This is a genomic window from Azospirillum lipoferum (assembly GCF_024170005.1).
Lineage (GTDB): Bacteria > Pseudomonadota > Alphaproteobacteria > Azospirillales > Azospirillaceae > Azospirillum > Azospirillum lipoferum.
The window spans coordinates 89,084-106,574 of sequence record NZ_JALJXJ010000010.1 but is presented as its reverse complement, the minus strand read 5'-3'; the positions used below and the strand labels follow the sequence as shown (position 1 = coordinate 106,574).

Genomic DNA, 17,491 nt, shown 5'->3' with positions numbered 1-17,491 from the left:
AGCCAACTTAATGCCACATTGCCCATCAGACAAATCGATGCGGATCATGGTCTCAATCAATCATTTCGATCTGCGGTCGTTCGACCTCAATCTTCTCGTCGCGTTCGATGCGCTGATGCAGGAACGCAGCGTCACGCGCGCCGCCGCGCGCCTGCGGGTCGGCCAGCCGGCGATGAGCCACAGCCTTTCCACCCTGCGCATGCTGTTCCAGGACGAGTTGTTCGTGCGGGTCGGCACGGTCATGCAGCCGACGGCCCGTGCCCGCATGCTGTCCGGACCGATCCGCACCGCCCTCGACCAGATGCAGACGGCGCTTCATGCCCGCACCCTCTTCGATCCGGCGACCGAGGAACGGACCGTCCGCCTGGGCTTCTCCAGCGAGGTGGAGCTTCTGCTGCTCCCCGAATTGACGGAACGGATGCGGCAGTCCGCACCGGGGATCCGCCTTCTCTGCCGCTCGACGGGAAAGGAGGAGGTTCACCGCATGCTGGACGACGGGGCGCTCGATCTGGCCGTCGGCTGCTTCGACGCGGCGGCCCAGCGCCATAGATCGCGGTTCCTGTTCGAACAGTCCCTGAGCTGCGTCTTCAATGCCCGCCAGCTTGCGCTCGGCACGCCGATCAGCCTGGCGGACTATCTGGCCGCGCCGCACGCCCTGGTGACCCGGACCGACAGCCTGCAGGGCTGCCTTGAGAATGCCCTGACCGAGATCGGGGCGGATCTCGACGTCGTCGCCGCCGGGTCGGAGTTCCTGACCATTCTGGCGACGGTCGCCTGCGCGCCGGTGATCACGACCATCCCGACCCGCATGGCCCGTCTCTATGCGCCCCGCTTCGGCCTGACCGTCTGCCCCGCTCCCCTGACCCTGAGACTGCCCGCGGTCGCGATGGTGTGGTCGCTCCAGCTCGATCAGGATCCGGCATCGGCCTGGGTCCGGGATCAGGTCGCCGAAATCCTGCTGGCGGCGGAACTGGATGTCCGCGACACCCTGCGTGCCGTAGGCGGCCGGGGTTGAACGGTCTGCGCCCCGACCATCCCGGTCACGGCGTCACGGCGCGTCCATTGCCTTTGCAGGGAAGCGGCGCCGGCTTCTCCGATCGCGCTCTCGGACCCTCCGATGTGCGGAACTCGGGCGCGAAGATCCCGGTTCTGCTGCCGATATAGTCGATCAGCGTCCGCGCCGACTTGATCGGGTTGCGCCCCGCCTTCACGATCAGTTGCGCGTTGGATTTCAGCAGAAGCGGATGCTGGATGCGCAGGGCGACGACCTCCCCCGCATCCGCCATGGCGGACGCGTTGATCGCCCCGGTGAAGGTCACCGCGTGGTTGTTGAGGACGAACCGCGCCAGACTGTGGACGGAGTTGGTCATGAAGGCGATGTTGAGCGGCAATTGTTCGACATAGGCCAGCGTTTCGACGAGCTTGCCGAGACCCGTCGCCGACGGCATCGTCGCCACCGGATACTCGAACACCTGGGAAAGGGTGACGGGCTCGGGGCACAGCGCCAGCGGATGGCGGGCACCGACCAGGACATGGACCGGGGCACTCGCCTTCAGAACCGTACGGGTCTTGGTCGAGCGCGGCGGGTTGAAGGCGATCCCGATATGGGCGACGTCCTCCGCCACTTCAGACACCACCTCGGTCGCCGACATGGTGTTCATCGTGAACTGGATGTTCGGATAGGCCTTGCTGAACGGCAGCAGCGCCTTCTCCATCAGCTCGTCGATATATCCCTCGCTGATCGCCAGACGCAGGCTTCCGCGTTGCAGGTTGTTGATCTCGGAAATCCGTTCCTCGAGATTCTCCTGCTGGGATCGGCAGAAGCGCCAGTATTCGAGGACATATTGCGCCGCTTCGGTCGGGGTGGCGCCGCTGGCTCCCCGCTCGAACAAGGCGGCCCCCAGTTCCTCTTCGAGCAGCCGGATCTGGCGCGTGATCACCGACGGGGCGGTGTTGATCGCATCGGCGGCCCGACGGATCGAGCCGTGCGTCAGAACTTCGTGAAAGTAACGCAGCCGCCGCTGGTTGATCTCCCGCATCGGGCTTTCCATTCTCCGCAAAACGGAACAAGGGTGCTTCCTGAACCACCATCCGGCGCATCGTCGCGATGCCCTGCGGGATGTCCCGCGAGCCGGGCGGCCGCGATCGGCTCCTGTCAGCGGCTCCTCATCGCCTGCCGCATCCGGTCGAGAATTTCGTCGATGAGGGGCTTCGACGTCGCAAAATTCATCCGGATGAACTGCGATGCCTGCGGATCGAAGGTTTCGCCGGCGCTGAACGCGACCTTCGCATGGTGGAGGAAGAACTCCCCGGCCGGCCGGTCCAATCCCATCGCCGAACAATCCAGCCAGGCCAGATAGGTTGCCTGTGGCGGATGAAGCCCGATCTCCGGCATCTCCGCCCGCAGAACCGCGCGGACATAATCCCGCATCCCTTGCAGATGGGCCAGCACGGCGTCGAACCATTCCTGCCCGTCCCGCCACGCGGCCAGCGTCGCCTCGATGCCGGCGATGCTGCTTTGCCCCAGCAATCTGGGATGCAGCACCGCCGTGAACCGCTCCAGCAGCGCGCGCGACCCGAAATGCATCACCGCACAGCGAAGACCGGGAATGCCGAAGCTCTTGGTCGCCGAATGGAGCGTGACAGTCCGCCGGGCAACCTCCGGCCCAAGCGAGGCGAACGGAATATGGGCACGACCGTCATAGACGATGTCCGCATGGATCTCGTCGGCGACGACGATCAGATCGTTGCGGACCACATGGTCGGCCAGCGCCGCCAGCTCCGTCCGGCTGAGCATCCGGCCGGTCGGGTTGTGCGGATTGCACAGGATCAGCAGTTTCGCAGCCGGCCGTGAGTCTTGCGAAAGCCGGCCCAGGTCCCAGCCATAGCCGCCCGGACCGGGATCGGCAGGCCATGCGACGGCGTGCCGTCCGGTATCCTCCACAGCCGCCCTGAACGGCGGATAGGCGGGAAGCTGGACGGCGACGCCCTCCCCTTTCCGGGTGAAGGCCGTCACCGCCGCATAGATGGCCTGCACGAGGTCCGTGACGACCAGCGTGCAGTCGGGATCGACCGGCCAGCCATACCGCCTCTCCATCCGTTCCGCGAAGGCATCGGCGACCAGACGGTCCGGCGGACGGCCTCCGCGCAGAGGATATTGAAAGGCGCCCGCCGCCGACAGATCCGCCACGGCCCGGCGGACCGGCTCGGCCATGTCGAAATCCATCTCGGCGACCCAGCAGGGCAGGACCGAAGGATCATAGCGGTCCCATTTGAGCGAGCCCCGCCGGCGCAAGGCGCTTTCGGACAGGAAAAAGCTCTGCCGCGAAGGCCCTGGGGAGCCGGTGACGCTCGCTCTGGCCTCTCGTCTGGCCTCTCGATTTCCGATCATCATTCCGCCTCCCCCTCAGCCCCTGCTGCCCATACGGGACTTAGGCCAGCTTGATGTTCCAGGCCAAAGGCAGCGGCGCCTTCAGCATGCCGGTCACGGTGCGCCGCCGGGCGGACGGCGTCTGGAACTGCCCCAGCGGAACGAAGGGCACCGTCTCGAAGGCACGCGCCTCGATCTTCCGGACGATCGCGCCCTGGTCCTGCGGATCGGCGGTCATCCACTCGTCGCGCAGCTGCTCGATCACCGGATCGGTCGGCCAGCCCGGCCAGGTCTGCTTGCCGTTGGCGCGCAGCCCGAGATGCGTCGAGGGGTCGAGGATGTCGGTCACGCTGAAGCCGGCATGGAAGATCGACCAGCCGCCCTTGTCCACCGGCTCCATGCTGGTGCGGCGCTTGTAGAAGGTGCCGAGATCCATCGCCTGCAACTCGACATTCACCCCCATGCGCTTCAGCAGATCTTCCGTCACCAGCGAGGCGGCATGCAGCCAGGACAGGTCGGTCGCCGTCGGAATCGCCACCTTCTCGCCCTTGTAGGAGGACTTCAGCAGCGCCTTGGCCTTCTCGAAATTGGCCGCCATCACCTCCGAACCGGCGCCGGTGGACATCGTCGTGCCGCAGAAGAAGGCCGACCGGCATTCCTTGTACAGATCGGGCATGCCGACCTGGGCCTGGAGGTAATCGACCTGATTGACCGCCATCTGGATCGCCCGGCGCATCTCCAGACGGTCGAACGGCGGTTGGAGATGATTGAAGCGGATGACCGTCATATAGCCGAGATCGTCGTAAGCCTCGGTATTGATGGCCGGATCCTGGCTCAGCAGCGGCAGAAGCGTCAGGTCGGGCCCATGATACCAGTCGACCTCGCCGCGCTGGAGCGCCGCGGTCGCCGTCGCGGCGTCGGGGATGACATGCCATTCCAGCCGGTCGACATGGACCATCTTGCCGCCGGAGGTGCAGTCGGGCGCCTCGTCGCGCGGAACGTAGCCGTCGAACTTGGCATAGACCGCGCGGCTGCCCGGCACCCATTCGTCGGCCAGGAAGCGGAAGGGGCCGGAACCGATCGCCTCCTTGATCGATACGCTCGGATCGGTCTGGGCGATCCGCTCCGGCATGATGAAGGGCGCCGGCCCGCCGATCTTGGCCAGCCCCTTGGTCAGCAGGCCGAAGCGCGACTTCAGCCGGAACTCCAGGGTGCGGTCGTCGACCGCCCGCAGCTCGTCGGTCAATCCGAAGATGGTCTGGCCCAGCGGGTCGCGGGCGCCCCAGCGCTTCAGGCTGGCGACGCAGTCGCGCGCCAGGACCTTCTCGCCGTCATGGAACTTCAACCCGTCGCGCAGCCGGATCGTCCAGGTCAGCCCGTCGGCGGACTGTTCCGCCCCTTCGGCCATCTGCGGCTTGACCTCGAACCGCGTGTTCATCCCGAACAGCGTGTCGTAGATCTGGTAGCCGTGATTGCGGACGGGCTGGCCGCTGGTGACTACCGGATCGATGCCCGAGAGGTTGGAGGCCGGCACGACGCGCAATACGTTCTTCTTGGTCTGGGCGATCGCCGGGGCACTCAGCCCCGCCGACCCTGCCAGCGCCCCTGCCGCCATCGCCGATCCTGCCAGAAACGCACGCCGGGTAACAGTCATGGCACGAATTCTCCGAGAAAATGGGGTTTGCCGGTTACAGCTCGCGCGAGAGGCGCGGATCCAGCAGGTCGCGCAGACCATCGCCGATCAGGTTGATGCTGAGGACGGTCAGCGACAGGAAGACCGCCGGGAAGAAGATGATGTTGGGGAACAGCTGGAAGTAGCTGCGGCCCTCGGAGATGATGCTTCCCCAGGTCGGCACCGACGGCGGCGTACCGGCGCCGATGAAGCTGAGGATCGATTCCGAGATGATGGCCGAACCGCAGATGAAGGTGCCCTGGACGATCAGCGGCGCCAGCGCGTTCGGCGCGATGTGGCGCAGCAGGATGAGCATCGGCGGGGTGCCGATGGCGATCGCCGCCTCCACATAGGTCTGTTCCCGCAGCGTCAGGACGACGGCACGGACCAGACGGGTCACCCGCGGTGTCTCGGCGATCGCCAGCGCGATGATCACGTTCTCCACGCTGGCGCGGGTCAGGGCGATCAGGGCGATGGCCAGAAGAATGGCCGGGATCGCCATGAAGGCTTCAAGGACGCGCATCAGGAGGGCGTCCAGCTGCCGGAAGAAGCCCGTCAGCAGTCCGAGCACCAACCCGCCGAGCATGGCGAGCGCCGCCACCGAGAAGCCGACCAGCAGGGAAACCCGCCCGCCATACAGCACCCGGCTGTAAAGCTCCCGGCCCAGCGCGTCCGTCCCGAACCAGTATTGGGCGGACGGAAGCTTCAGCCGCGCCGCCGGCGCCAGCTTCTGCGGATCGGCGGTCCCGAGCCAGGGGGCCAGCAGCGCCGCGGCGACGATCAGCGCCAGCACCAGGGCGCCGAAGACCATCGGGCCGTGATGGCGCAGGAAGAGCACCCATGCCGAGCCGACACGCTCGGGTTCGGGGGAGGTGGCCGGAGCCATTTCAGTAGCGGATGCGTGGGTCGAAGATTGCATAGCTGATGTCCACGCAAAGGTTGACGATGATGTAGATGCCGGCGAGCAGCAGGATGACGCCCTGGATGATCGGGTAGTCGCGGCGCAGGATGGCGTCGACCAGCAGCCGCCCGACGCCCGGGATCGCGAAGACCGTCTCGGTGACCACGACCCCGCCGAGCAGCAGCGCCACGCCGATGCCGACCACCGTCGCGATCGGCACGGCCGCATTGCGCAGGGCATGCCGCCAGATGATCACCCGGTCGCCCATCCCCTTGGCGCGGGCGGTGCGGATGTAATCCTGCGACAGAACCTCCAGCACGCCGGCGCGGGTGATCCTGGTGATCAGCGCGATGTAGACCATCCCGAGCGACAGCGTCGGCAGGACGAGGTTGGACAGCCAGGGCCCGACACCGTGCGACAGCGGCGTATAGCCCTGCACGGGGAACCAGGCGAGCTTGATGGCGAACACCCAGATCAGCAGATAGCCGACCACGAAGACCGGAACCGAAAAGCCCAGCACGCTGACGACGAGCGCCAGCCGATCCACCGCCCGCCGCGCCCGCCATGCCGCCAGCGCACCCAGCGGCACCGCGACCACCACGGACAGCAGGACGGTCAGCACACCCAGCGAGAAGGTCGGTTCCAGACGCTGTGCGATCAGGTGGGTGACGGGCAGGTTCGAGAAGATCGACGTCCCCAGGTCGCCCTTCACGAGGTTGAGCAGAAAGATCCCCAGCCTGACGTGAAAGGGCTGGTCCAGCCCCAGGGCGACGCGGATCCGGTCGATTTCCTCGGGTGTCGCCAGATCCCCGGCGATGATGGTGGCCGGGTCGCCCGGCGCGAAATACAGAAGGCAGAAGATGATCAGGGCGACGAGGACGACGACCGGTATGGCACCGAGCAATCGCCGGATGATGAATGCGAGCATGGTTTTTCCCTGTTCCTGTTCGGCCGCCGCTCCCTCGGTCGTAAGATGCCGAAGCTTATGCGGCCCATTCCTCGCCCCATGACTGGACGAGATGCCCCGCCGAAACCTCGCGGTATTCGCGGACCGGCGGTATGTAGTCGAGCCTGCGCACCGGGCTCTTGATCTCCGCATTCGAAATCGACCGCGCCATCCGGCGCCGCGCGGGATCGGGCACCGGGACCGCGGAAAGTAGGCGTTTGGTGTAGGGATGCTGCGGGTTGCCGAAGACCGCGGCGCGTGGCCCGATTTCGACCATCTCGCCCAGATACATCACCGCGACGCGGTGGCTGAGGCGTTCGACCACCGCCATGTCGTGCGAAATGAAGAGATAGGCCAGCCCCAGGCTGGCCTGGAGATCGAGCATCAGATTGACGACCTGCGCCTTGATCGACACGTCCAGCGCCGAAACCGCCTCGTCGGCGATGATCAGCTTGGGCTCGACCGCCAGCGCGCGGGCGATGCAGATGCGCTGGCGCTGGCCGCCGGAGAATTCGTGGGGATAGCGCGAGGCCATCTCGGGCTTGAGACCCACCCGGACCAGCAGGTCGGCCACCTTGTCGCGCGCCTGGGCGCGCGTTCCCATCCGGTTGACCAGGAACGGCTCGGCGATCGCGTTGCCGACCTTGATGCGGGGGTTGAGGCTGGCGAAGGGATCCTGGAAGATCATCTGCATCTTCTTGCGCGCCTCCGACAAGGCGCGCGCGCTGGATGACAGGATGTTGGTGCCCTCGACGAGGATCGTTCCCGCCCTCGGTTCGATCAGGCGCAGGATCGACCGCCCGGTGGTCGACTTGCCGCACCCGCTTTCTCCGACCAGCGACAGGGTTTCCCCCGGCTGGACGCTGAAGGAAACATTCTCGACCGCATGCACGCAGCCGGCCGGCTTGCGCAGGATGCCGGAACGGATGTCGAAGCGGGTCGTCAGGCCGCGCACTTCCAGGACCGGGCGGTCGGCCTGGGCGATGGTGTCCGGCGTTTCCACCGGCGTGTCCGCTTCTCCGGTCTTGATATCGACCACGGGAAAGCGCATCGGGCGCTCCCGGCCCGTCATCGACCCCAATTGCGGAACCGCCGACAGCAGCGCCCGCGTATAGGGCTTGCACGGATTGCGGAAGACCTCGGCGGTCTCGCCCGTCTCCACGACGTCGCCGTGGTACATCACCAGCATGCGGTCGGCGATCTCCGCCACGACGCCCATATCGTGGGTGATGAACAGGACAGACATGCCCTCTTCGGCCTGCAGCGTCTTGATGAGTTCGAGCGTCTGCGCCTGGATGGTGACGTCCAGCGCAGTTGTCGGCTCGTCGGCGATCAGCAGCTTCGGCTTGCAGGCCAGCGCCATGGCGATCATGACACGCTGCCGCATGCCGCCGGAAAAGCGGTGGGGATACTCGCCGAGCCGCGATTTGGCGGCGGGAATCCTCACCTTGTCGAACAGCCGGACGGTTTCGGCCTCCGCCTCGACCCGCGTCAGTCCGCGATGGAGCATCAGCGCTTCGACGATCTGGAACCCGACCGGCAGCACCGGATTGAGGCTGGTCATCGGCTCCTGGAAGATCATGGCGACCTCGTTGCCACGAACCCTGCGCATCTCCTCGTCCGGAAGGCGGAGCAAATCCCGCCCCATCAGGTTGATGCTCCCGGCGATGCGGCTGTTCGTCGGCGGAAGCAGACGCATGATCGACAGAGCCGTGACGCTCTTGCCGGATCCGGATTCCCCGACGATCGCCAGCGTCTCCCGCGGGCGGATGTCGAAGGACAGATTCCTGACCACCGGCTGCCACAGGCCATCCCGCGCAAACGATGTCGTCAGGTTGCGCACGGAAAGAACCGTCTGCTCCAATAGCTCCTCCTAACCGCTATGCATGATTGCCGAACCGGCAGCTGGACCACCGGAAGCGCAGCACCCGTCCTTGCCGCCGGCGTTGCCCACGCCGGTCGGTACAAACAATTCCAGAGACACTGCCTTTTTCAGGGCTTGTTTATGGATCGGTCAGATCAGGCCGACTGAACGGCGTGGCGCCACAATCAACCGGCATCGCTCTCAAGCACTGACGATAGCAGTGACCAGCGAATGCAGAAAGAACTGTAGGAGTCGAAGTTCGTTGCCCGGCGGGCAACACCGTCGCGGGCCGATGCCGGGCGGGCCGGCTCCCGGCAACTCACCCGGCCCGCATGTGAAGCATCAGGGCATCGACCTCGGAGCCGAGCGTTTCCACCTGCCGGGCGACCGTCGCCGATGCGCCGAGGACGCGATTGGCGGAGTCACCGGACTCCGTCGCGGCCTGGGTCACCAGATCGATGGTGCGGCGGACATGCTGCGTGCCGGTCGCCGCCTCGACCACGTTCCGCGCGATCTCCCGCGTCGCGGCGCTCTGCTCCTCCATCGCCGACGCCACGCTCGCGGCAATCCCGTTGATCTCGCGGATCGTGCCGGCGATGTTGCGGATGGCCTCCACCGCCTCGTCCGTCACCGCCTGCATCGCCTGGATCTGGCCGGCGATCTCGTCGGTTGCACGGGCGCTCTGGGTCGCGAGGTTTTTCACCTCCTGGGCCACCACGGCAAATCCGCGCCCCGCCTCACCGGCCCGCGCCGCCTCGATGGTGGCATTCAGCGCCAGGAGGTTGGTCTGCTTGGCGATCTGGTTGATCAGCTGGACCACCTCTCCGATCTTCAGCGCGGTCTGCGCCAGACCGTCGACGGTGCGGTCGGTCCGTTCCGCGGCACCGGCCGCCTCGTGGGCGATCCGGCTCGAAGCGGCCAGCTGCACCCCGATCTCCGCAATCGATCCCGACAGCTCCTCGGCGGCGATCGCCACCGCCTTCACGCAACCCTCCGCCTGCTGCGAGGTCGCCGCAGCGGTCGCCGCTTCGCCCGACGTCGTTTCCGCATTGCCGTTCATGCGCCTGGCGACCTCGCCCATCTCGCCGACCGCCAGACCGACCCGGTCGAGTACGCTCTTCACCCGCGCCTCGAAGCTCTCCGCCATCTCGATCATCGCCCGTCGGCGTTCCTGGCCGGCACGGGCACGTTCGGCTTCGATGCGGGTGCCGGCCTCGGCGGCCTTGTGGGCGGTATCGCGAAACACGATCAGCGCCTTGGCCATTTCGGCAATCTCGTCGTTTCCGCCACCGGGGATCGCTGCGGTCAAATCCCCTCCCGCGATCAACCGCATCGCCCTCGTCAGCATGTCAAGCCGCCGTACGATCATGCGGCCCACCACAATCCAGGCCAGCAGTCCCGCGGCCACGAGGCTGGCGGCGGCAAACCCCGCCAGCATCCAGCGGCCGGCGACGATCGCCGACATGGCTTCCCCGGCCGCATCGTCCGCCTCCTGCTTCATGGTCGCGATCTGCCGATTGACCGCCAGGGCGAATTGCCGTGCCGCCTCCCGGTTCTCCGCCAGAACGGTGAAAAGCTCGTGCTCGGAGGCGGCAAGCTCGGCCTTGCGCATTTCAAACAGGCTCCGCTCTCCGGCGCCGAACGCGACGATCGCCTCGAATGCCTTGGCAAGTTCGGCGTTCTCACCGTCACGGCCGATCATGGCGAAGATGGAGGTGACGGCGAAGACCGATTTCCTGAGAGTCCCCGCCAGCGCGTCGATCCGGTTTGCCGTCAGCCCTTGTGCGGCCTCGCTCAGGGTTCCGGCGACGACATTTCCGTAGCCGGCAAGATCGAGATAGGCACGGAAACGCCGCAGCCCGCTCCCCGAAAGCTCGTCCACCATGTCCTTCGATCTTGCACGGATTGAACGCGCTACCCGGTCGATTTCGGCTTTCGGGTCGGCGATGCGGCCATCGGCAGGATCGAGCCCGGCGGCGACCCGCTCCAGATCATCCAGATCCTTCTCGTTGGCGGCTCCCAGCGTGCTGCCGAGATCCCTGAGCCGATTGCCCGTCCCTTCGACCAGCGGACGCAGCTTGGCGACGAAGGCGGAATGCTGCCGCGACAGTTCGACCGCAGCCTCCTCCCGCTTGGTGCGAAGCTCGATCCGGCGCGCGGCGGCGGCCCTTTCGGCATCGAGGGTTTCTATCAACCGCGTTGCCTGTCGGGTGACCTCCTGGACATTCGCATCGTCCGGCCGCTTCCGGGCAAGGCTGCCGACCAGGGCCAGCAGCGACTGCCCATGCGCCTCGATGTCGCTGTAGGCGGCCGCCAGGGTCTCCTGGCTGTCGGCGCCGGCGAGCGTGGGAGCCGCAACGGCGATCGTGCCGCTTTCCCGCGACAGCTGCTCCGCCAGTTCCATCCCGGGCAGGCTGGTGCCGACGATGCGCTCCAACGGCCCCTGGACCGCGGCGAAAGACAGAAACCCGACGCCACCGGCGGCGATCGTCAAGCCTGACATACAGGCGAACGCCAGAAGCAACTTCGTTCCCACACGAAAGCGCCGATCACGCGAACCGACTGCCCCTCCGGCGTTCTGGTTCATTGACACCAACTCCCTTGCTGTGGGTATGATGAGCAGATGCGATTCACAAAAACTGTCTTTGGGGGATTCGATGAGTCCCTGCGTTGGCCTCTATAAAATACAGCGCCGATCTTCAAATAATTGGCCGAGATTTCAAATATATGCTTTAAAATTCATTTTTATATTTCCGATCTCAGCAGTTTAAATCCGCTAGTTATTTTAAAAATCTCGCTCGATTTCTAAACCGGCCAAGAAGAAGCCTAACAGACGGCCCAGCAAATAAGGCGCCTATTTTCTCTTCCGGAGCATTGCCTTTGGGGCAACACCCGATAGAGCCCGCATCCGGATTGCCGGGGCAACTGGCGGCCGAGGCGCCGGCGAAACGGTCGTCAGCCATCCATCCACGCCTCGACATTGCACCTGCGCACTTACCCATAATTCGGTTTACTTAAATTTATCTGCTGTATTTATAATTTCTACTTTCCTATAATGGCTGCCGCTCCGGGGCGACTGCAAAGTGATGCCAGCCATATTTAAAGGAAAGAGCAATCCAATGAGGATGGTCCGTCTGTCCATAATCTGTAGCGGCATCACGCAGGCGATGCGGAATCAGGGATTTCCTGCCGACGACTCCTTGGAATCCCGCTCGGAAAGCTTGGCACGGAAGCTTGCAAAGGATCTTGCACAGGCTGATATCGCCTACGCGGCTCCGTCGATCCGGGCGCGCGAGACCGCCGGTCTGCTGGGGATCGAGCCGTCGGTCCGGGCCGATCTCAGCGACCAGGACTATGGGCTATGGAGCGGACGCAGCCTGGAGGAGTTGGAGCGAACCGACCCGGACGGTCTTCTGGCCTGGATGTCCGATCCCGGCTTTGCGCCGCCGGCCGGAGAGTCCGTGACCGATGTCGCCGGACGGGCCGCTGGCTTTCTCGATGAGATGCGCGGCGCCGCCGGACATGTCGTGGCCGTGACGCACGGCGCCGTCGCCAGGGGTGCGATCCTGCAAGTGCTGGACGCGCCGCTGACGGCATTCTGGAAAATCGACACGCCTCCGCTCTGCGTCACCGACCTGCGCTTCAACGGAACGCGTTGGGTGTTGCGGGGGCACGGCGAGGCATAGGCCGGGTGCTCCACGCCAGGATCCCGATGCCGATGGCCAGTCCGGCGACGAGGGCCAGAAGCGCTCCCAGGCTGGGTCCGTGGAACGGCACGTCGGCCCAGTGCGGATCGATCAGGTCGGCGGTGTTGAACGACTCGTCGCTATAGAGGCACAGCACCAATGCGGTGCTGTTTTCCAGCATATCGCGATCGATCCTGTCGATCAGCGAACCGACAGCGGACCGGTCTCCGTCCATGCTCCGCATATGCAGCAGAAGCGCCCGCGTCGCCGAGAGATAGGCGTGGCTGCATTCGTTGAAGGGGCTCGTTTCGTCGGTGACGCTGCCGGGCAGCCATCCCCATACGCAAGCCGCATATTGCAGATGGACGAAGTTCAGCAGGCGACGGAAGGTTTCGTCGGTTCGGGTCTGCCGGGCAGCCAGATCGACGATCCGGCTGCGGTAATCCGCCATCACCGCCATCTGGCCATGGGTCAATGCCGGGATGCGGAGGCCGGGGCTGTTCTGCTCCGCCGTCCGGCGATGGGCCGCGGCCTCGCCCGCCAATCCGCAGGCCAGCCCGCAAGCCAGGACCAGCCAGAGGCACGATGCCGCGATGCGAACGGCCGCGATGCGAATGACCGTGCCGAGGCATCGCGACATCGCCTTGCCCCCTAACGGATCGCCAAAGCCGCCAAGCGCCGCCCGGAGGCCGGCCGGATCAGGCGCCGTTCGGCCAGAACCCCGAAACCGAGGCCGATCGTGGTCCAGAGGACGGCATGCATGGCCAGGGACGCGATGCGGAAGTTCCAAAGCAGCACGGCGGAAAAGGTCTCGGGCACTTCGTTGACCGACGGCAGCACGGAAAAGGCGATTCCCATCACCAGGACATAGGCCGCGCCGCCGGCGATCCAGGCGTTCCAGCCGCCGTGACGGACCATCAACCGTCTGGCGAGCCCGATCGAGGCGACCGCGATGGCCACCGACAGGCCAAGCAGGATGAAGAACAGCTCCGTACGTGCCTGGATCGTTTCGCCGCTGCCGACGGCGGGCGGATTGGCGGGATATTTGATCTGCGGCACCAGGACGATGGCAACGAAGCCCGCGAGCGCGATCAGGGCGGCGGTGCCCCGCGGTCCGAAGGCGCTCACCCGCCCCTGGGCGAAAGCGAACACCAGCGCGACCAGCCCGCCGATGGAGGCGCCGTAGGCCAGCGTGCCCGTCAGCAGCCCCAACCCGGCCTGGGTGGAGCGGCTCACCAGCTCGGGCTCCGGCGCCTCCCCTGCGGCCTGGGCCAGCTGTTCCTCGAAGGCGATGGCTTGATCCACCAGGGGTTCGCCGACGACCTTGGCGAAGGCGAAGGCCAGCAGCCCTGCAACCAGGCCCACCAGCATGCCGCGGAGCAAAAGGCTACCGACCATCTCGGCCTCCTTATCATGAAGTGCGGAAATCAGTGGCAGGGGAAGCCGAGCAGGTGCCGGCCGTCATGGACGAATTCGTGGACGTACGAGCCATGGATCAGCGACGCGGCCAGGACTGACACCCCAACCCAACTGGAACACACGGCCGCCAACGTGCGACCGCCGCGGCGGCGCGCGCCTGCCCCTCGTTGTGCCATTCCTTGCCCTGAGGACAATGACCATGGACAATCCCAATCCCGCGCCCTCGGTGCCCTTCACCCATCCCTGGATCGAAGGCTCGATCATGGCGACCCGGGGCCTGGGCCGCGCGTCGGCCCAGCACACGCACCACCTGACCGAAGAGCGGCAGGGCAAGTTCCACTACACCATGGGACCTTATTCGGAGCCCGTGCTCGACATTTCGCCGGGCGACCGCATCGTGATCGAGACGCGCGACGCGTTCGAAGGCGCCCTCCGCAACGAATCCGACAAGCCGTCGCAGCTCCTGCGCATGCCGTTCCTGAATCCCCAGAACGGACCGATCATGGTCGAAGGCGCCGAAAAAGGCGACACGGTGGCCGTCTACATCGAATCGATGGTGCCCAGGGGACAGAATCCCCGGGGGACCTGCTGCATGATCGAGGAATTCGGCGGCCTGACCGGAACGGCCTACACCGCCATGCTCAACGATCCGCTGCCCGAGATCGTGCGCAAGATCGATCTCGACGAGCAGCACGTCTACTGGAGCGACCGGGTCACGCTTCCCTACAAGCCCCACATCGGGACGCTGAGCTGTTCGCCGGAGATCGATTCGATCAATTCTCTGACGCCCGACAATCACGGCGGCAACATGGATCTGCCGGACATGGGGCCGGGCAGCGTGACCTACCTGCCGGTCCGGTCGCCGGGGGCGAGGCTGTTCATCGGGGACGCCCACGCCTGCCAGGGCGACGGCGAGGTGTGCGGGGTCGCGGTCGAATATGCGGCGACGGTGACCATCCGCGTCGACCTCATCAAGGGCTGGACCATCGACTGGCCGCGGCTGGAGACCGCCGACATGATCATGGCGATCGGCAGCGCCAGACCGCTGGAAGACGCCACCCGCATCGCCTACCGCGAACTGATCCGCTGGATGGTGGCGGAGTTCGGTTTCGACAAATGGGACGCCTACATGCTGTTGAGCCAATGCGGCATCGTCAGGCTGGGAAACTTCGTCGACCCGAAATACTCGGTTGCGGCGGCGGTCAGGAAAACGATCCTGTCCGCTTAGAGTGTGATCGCTTCAAGCGGAATCGCTTGAAGCGTGAAACGCACGGAAAACCAAAAGATTAGAGTCTGTCTGGTGCTTCAATAAGCACCAGACAGACTCTAATCCCCGGTCCTCGCAGGCGCATCAGCATCGCTCGCTAACCCAGCCTTTGAACGTGAAGGCGGCATAGAACAGCTCGACATCGCCGAAGCCGGCGTTCTCCAGGACGGCGACGTCCTGGTCGGGGGAGAGGACCGGCAGTTTCTCCTTCATGATCTTGATGTTGCCGGCGACGCTGATGGGATCGATCCCGCCGGTCGATACCAGGGCGGCATTGCGGCCGAGCCACTTGTCCTTGCCGAGATCGTCGTTGGGGAAGCTGTGGTGGACGGTGACGAGACGTCCGCCCGGCTTCAGCCGCCGGTGAATCTCCTTGAGCGTGCGGATACGCTCGTCCCTCGGCAGGAAATGGAGGGTGAGCAGACAGGTCGCCCCGTCGAACAGACCTTCAGGCGCGTCGTCGATATAGCCCTCGTGGAAGGTCACGCGCGCCGCCAATTCACCGAGCGTGCTACGCGCCAGCGCAAGCATCTGGGGAGAGGGATCGACGCCATCGAAGCGCCAGCCCTGCTGCATCTCGGCCAACGCCTTCAGTTCCAGGCCGCCGCCGGCGCCGACGACGAGGATCCTGCCATCGGCCGGAACACACTCGGCGAGCAGCAGGCCGACCATGCGGTGAAGATCGCGCAGTCCCGGGACATGGCGGGCGACGCGCTCGGCGTAGCTGGCGACCTCGGCGGGATCGGAGAAGGACGACATGGGCAGGCTCCTTCATGTAACAATTGATGATACATATAAGGAATGCGGCGACGTATCAACTCCCGCGGCGGGCCAGCTGATTGCGATGAACAGATTGCGATGAACAAGGACACGCGATTGTCGGATGTGCTGCACATCCTGCTCCACCTGAGCGTCGTGGAAAAGCCGGTCACATCCGAGGTGCTGGCCGCTGCACTCGGTACCAATGCGGCGGTCTTTCGACGGACGATGGCTGGCTTGCGGGAGGCAGGCTTACGTCCAGTCAGGAGAGGGGTACCGAGGAGGCTGGATGCTTGGACGGTCCCTCGACCGGATCACTCTGCTCGATGTCTACGAAGCTCTCGGCCGTCCGACGCTGTTTGCCATAGTCAATCGCTCCGATGAACCGGATTGCCTTATTGCGCGCAACGTCAACGCCACATTGGCCGATACGATGGCGGCAGCGGAGGCGTTGTTCGTGGAGCGGTTTGGAAAGCTCACACTCGATACCCTTCCTCCGCCATCGCCGACGCCACTATCCCGGCATGATTGAGTTGGCTCGGCGCAAGGCCGAGCCTCTAAGACCATGGGCCGATTGTCATGGAAGCTGCTGTTTACGGCTACCGCTGTCTGGATTTCGCGGACGGCATCTCTCCACGTGGCCCACGGATCGATGATTGCCGCGGGCCGGTCTTCGGTGATGAGCAGAATGCCCGGAAGCCGAAGTCGTCGAATTGGTCGGCCTATGGTGAAAGGCTCTAAGCTTTTGCTTTTCCGTGTGATTCACACCTCAAGCGATTCCGCTTGATCCGATCACACTCTATGGCTGCCGGTGGGATGCTTGGCCGATCGGACGCCAGGATCCACGCTGGTTCCCTTGGTGGGGTCACCACGGAGTTTCGCCGCCGGGTTCCACGAACCGGCCGGACGCTGCATTCTCGCCGAGCAGCGCAAATTCGACCGGCAACCTGGCGCCTTCCTCGGGCGTCATGAAGCCGGTGCCGCCGGTCAGGTCGGTCTTCACATAACCCGGGCTTACCGAATTGACGACGATCGGTGTGTCGCGCAGTTCCGCGGCAAGCTGGACGGTCAGCATGTTCACTGCGGCCTTGGATGCATTGTAGCCAATCAGCCGCGCAGAGTAATAAGGCGAGGTCGGATCCCCATTGACCGCCAGCGAGCCGAGCGAACTTGCCAGATTGACGATCCGTGCCGCCTTCGAGCGGCGCAGCAGCGGCAGCATCGCCTGGGTAACCCTTAAAGCTCCCACGAAATTGGTCTCCATGATGCGGCGTACCGCATCGGGGGCCGCTGTAGTCGGAGGGCCGTCCTGCGCATCGACGATGCCGGCGTTGTTGATCAGGATGTCGAGCCGGCGATGTTCGCTATCGATGACCTCGGCGGCCGCTTCGACGCTCGTTGGATCGGTAACGTCGAGCCTGACGAACTGGACGCCGAACCCTTCCAAAGCGAGAGTCTCCGCTGCGGCGCGGCCACGGCCCGGATCACGGGCCCCGACAACGACGAAGACGCCGGCCGCGGCGAGTTGGCGGGCAATCTCCAGCCCGATGCCTTTGTTGGCTCCTGTGACGAGGGCGACGCGGTCATTGCAGACCATGCTTGAATCC

17 protein-coding genes are annotated in these 17,491 nt (G+C 65.2%); 5 read left to right on the top strand and 12 right to left on the bottom strand.

Annotation, left to right across the window (positions count from 1 at the left end; all coding sequences use genetic code 11):
* The first annotated feature begins 46 nt into the window (after positions 1-46).
* Entirely contained in the window at positions 47-1,015 is a 969-nt protein-coding gene (locus J2848_RS22140) for a LysR substrate-binding domain-containing protein (RefSeq protein WP_149232663.1), read from the top strand.
* A 25-nt stretch (positions 1,016-1,040) separates the two neighbouring features.
* On the opposite strand, the gene J2848_RS22135 is transcribed toward J2848_RS22140, so the two are convergent.
* The 7 genes from J2848_RS22135 to J2848_RS22105 form a co-directional block, all read right to left on the bottom strand.
* On the bottom strand, positions 1,041-2,039 hold the full coding sequence (locus tag J2848_RS22135; RefSeq protein WP_149232664.1) for a LysR family transcriptional regulator: 999 nt from the start codon (positions 2,037-2,039) through the stop codon (positions 1,041-1,043).
* A 116-nt stretch (positions 2,040-2,155) separates the two neighbouring features.
* A complete protein-coding gene (locus J2848_RS22130; RefSeq protein ID WP_211103208.1) occupies positions 2,156-3,226 on the bottom strand; it encodes a MalY/PatB family protein in 1,071 nt (356 codons plus the stop codon).
* Between the two features lie 205 nt (positions 3,227-3,431).
* Entirely contained in the window at positions 3,432-5,024 is a 1,593-nt protein-coding gene (locus tag J2848_RS22125) for an ABC transporter substrate-binding protein (RefSeq protein ID WP_149232665.1), read from the bottom strand.
* A gap of 34 nt (positions 5,025-5,058) precedes the next feature.
* A complete protein-coding gene (locus J2848_RS22120) occupies positions 5,059-5,928 on the bottom strand; it encodes an ABC transporter permease (RefSeq protein WP_253568718.1) in 870 nt (289 codons plus the stop codon).
* A 1-nt stretch (position 5,929) separates the two neighbouring features.
* The gene (locus J2848_RS22115; protein ID WP_149232667.1) at positions 5,930-6,871 is read right to left on the bottom strand and encodes an ABC transporter permease; all 942 of its coding nucleotides are present in this window, start codon (positions 6,869-6,871) and stop codon (positions 5,930-5,932) included.
* A 55-nt stretch (positions 6,872-6,926) separates the two neighbouring features.
* Positions 6,927-8,753: an ABC transporter ATP-binding protein gene (locus J2848_RS22110; RefSeq protein WP_149232668.1), complete on the bottom strand. Its 1,827-nt coding sequence runs from the start codon at positions 8,751-8,753 to the stop codon at positions 6,927-6,929.
* Positions 8,754-9,072: 319 nt separating this feature from the next.
* Entirely contained in the window at positions 9,073-11,256 is a 2,184-nt protein-coding gene (locus tag J2848_RS22105; RefSeq protein WP_246193987.1) for a methyl-accepting chemotaxis protein, read from the bottom strand.
* A gap of 616 nt (positions 11,257-11,872) precedes the next feature.
* On the opposite strand from J2848_RS22105, the gene J2848_RS22100 reads away from it, so the two are divergent.
* On the top strand, positions 11,873-12,439 hold the full coding sequence (locus tag J2848_RS22100) for a histidine phosphatase family protein (RefSeq protein ID WP_170307105.1): 567 nt from the start codon (positions 11,873-11,875) through the stop codon (positions 12,437-12,439).
* Here J2848_RS22100 and J2848_RS22095 read toward each other — a convergent pair.
* From J2848_RS22095 to J2848_RS22085, 3 genes are read right to left on the bottom strand one after another with little or no spacing between them, the layout of a single operon-like run.
* Complete coding sequence (locus J2848_RS22095) at positions 12,396-13,079, bottom strand: hypothetical protein (protein ID WP_149232670.1); 684 nt, start codon at positions 13,077-13,079, stop codon at positions 12,396-12,398. The two genes, J2848_RS22100 and J2848_RS22095, sit on opposite strands and share 44 nt — an antisense overlap.
* A gap of 11 nt (positions 13,080-13,090) precedes the next feature.
* On the bottom strand, positions 13,091-13,837 hold the full coding sequence (locus tag J2848_RS22090) for a CbtA family protein (RefSeq protein ID WP_149232671.1): 747 nt from the start codon (positions 13,835-13,837) through the stop codon (positions 13,091-13,093).
* 29 nt (positions 13,838-13,866) lie between these two features.
* Entirely contained in the window at positions 13,867-14,034 is a 168-nt protein-coding gene (locus J2848_RS22085) for a CbtB domain-containing protein (protein WP_149232672.1), read from the bottom strand.
* 23 nt (positions 14,035-14,057) lie between these two features.
* Here J2848_RS22085 and J2848_RS22080 point away from each other — a divergent pair, with 23 nt between their 5' ends.
* Positions 14,058-15,086, top strand: coding sequence for an acetamidase/formamidase family protein (locus J2848_RS22080; RefSeq protein ID WP_149232673.1), 1,029 nt, complete (start codon positions 14,058-14,060; stop codon positions 15,084-15,086).
* Positions 15,087-15,209: 123 nt separating this feature from the next.
* Here J2848_RS22080 and J2848_RS22075 read toward each other — a convergent pair whose 3' ends face one another.
* Positions 15,210-15,884: a class I SAM-dependent methyltransferase gene (locus tag J2848_RS22075; RefSeq protein ID WP_149232674.1), complete on the bottom strand. Its 675-nt coding sequence runs from the start codon at positions 15,882-15,884 to the stop codon at positions 15,210-15,212.
* Positions 15,885-15,926: 42 nt separating this feature from the next.
* On the opposite strand from J2848_RS22075, the gene J2848_RS22070 reads away from it, so the two are divergent.
* Both J2848_RS22070 and J2848_RS22065 read left to right on the top strand, forming a co-directional pair.
* Positions 15,927-16,268, top strand: a complete 342-nt coding sequence (locus J2848_RS22070; protein WP_366520487.1) for an Rrf2 family transcriptional regulator — start codon at positions 15,927-15,929, stop codon at positions 16,266-16,268.
* Positions 16,174-16,416, top strand: a complete 243-nt coding sequence (locus J2848_RS22065) for an Rrf2 family transcriptional regulator (protein ID WP_253568714.1) — start codon at positions 16,174-16,176, stop codon at positions 16,414-16,416. The genes J2848_RS22070 and J2848_RS22065 overlap by 95 nt, the downstream gene beginning before the upstream one ends.
* Before the next feature lie 333 nt (positions 16,417-16,749).
* On the opposite strand, the gene J2848_RS22060 is transcribed toward J2848_RS22065, so the two are convergent.
* Entirely contained in the window at positions 16,750-17,481 is a 732-nt protein-coding gene (locus tag J2848_RS22060) for an SDR family oxidoreductase (RefSeq protein WP_149232675.1), read from the bottom strand.
* Positions 17,482-17,491: the final 10 nt, after the last annotated feature.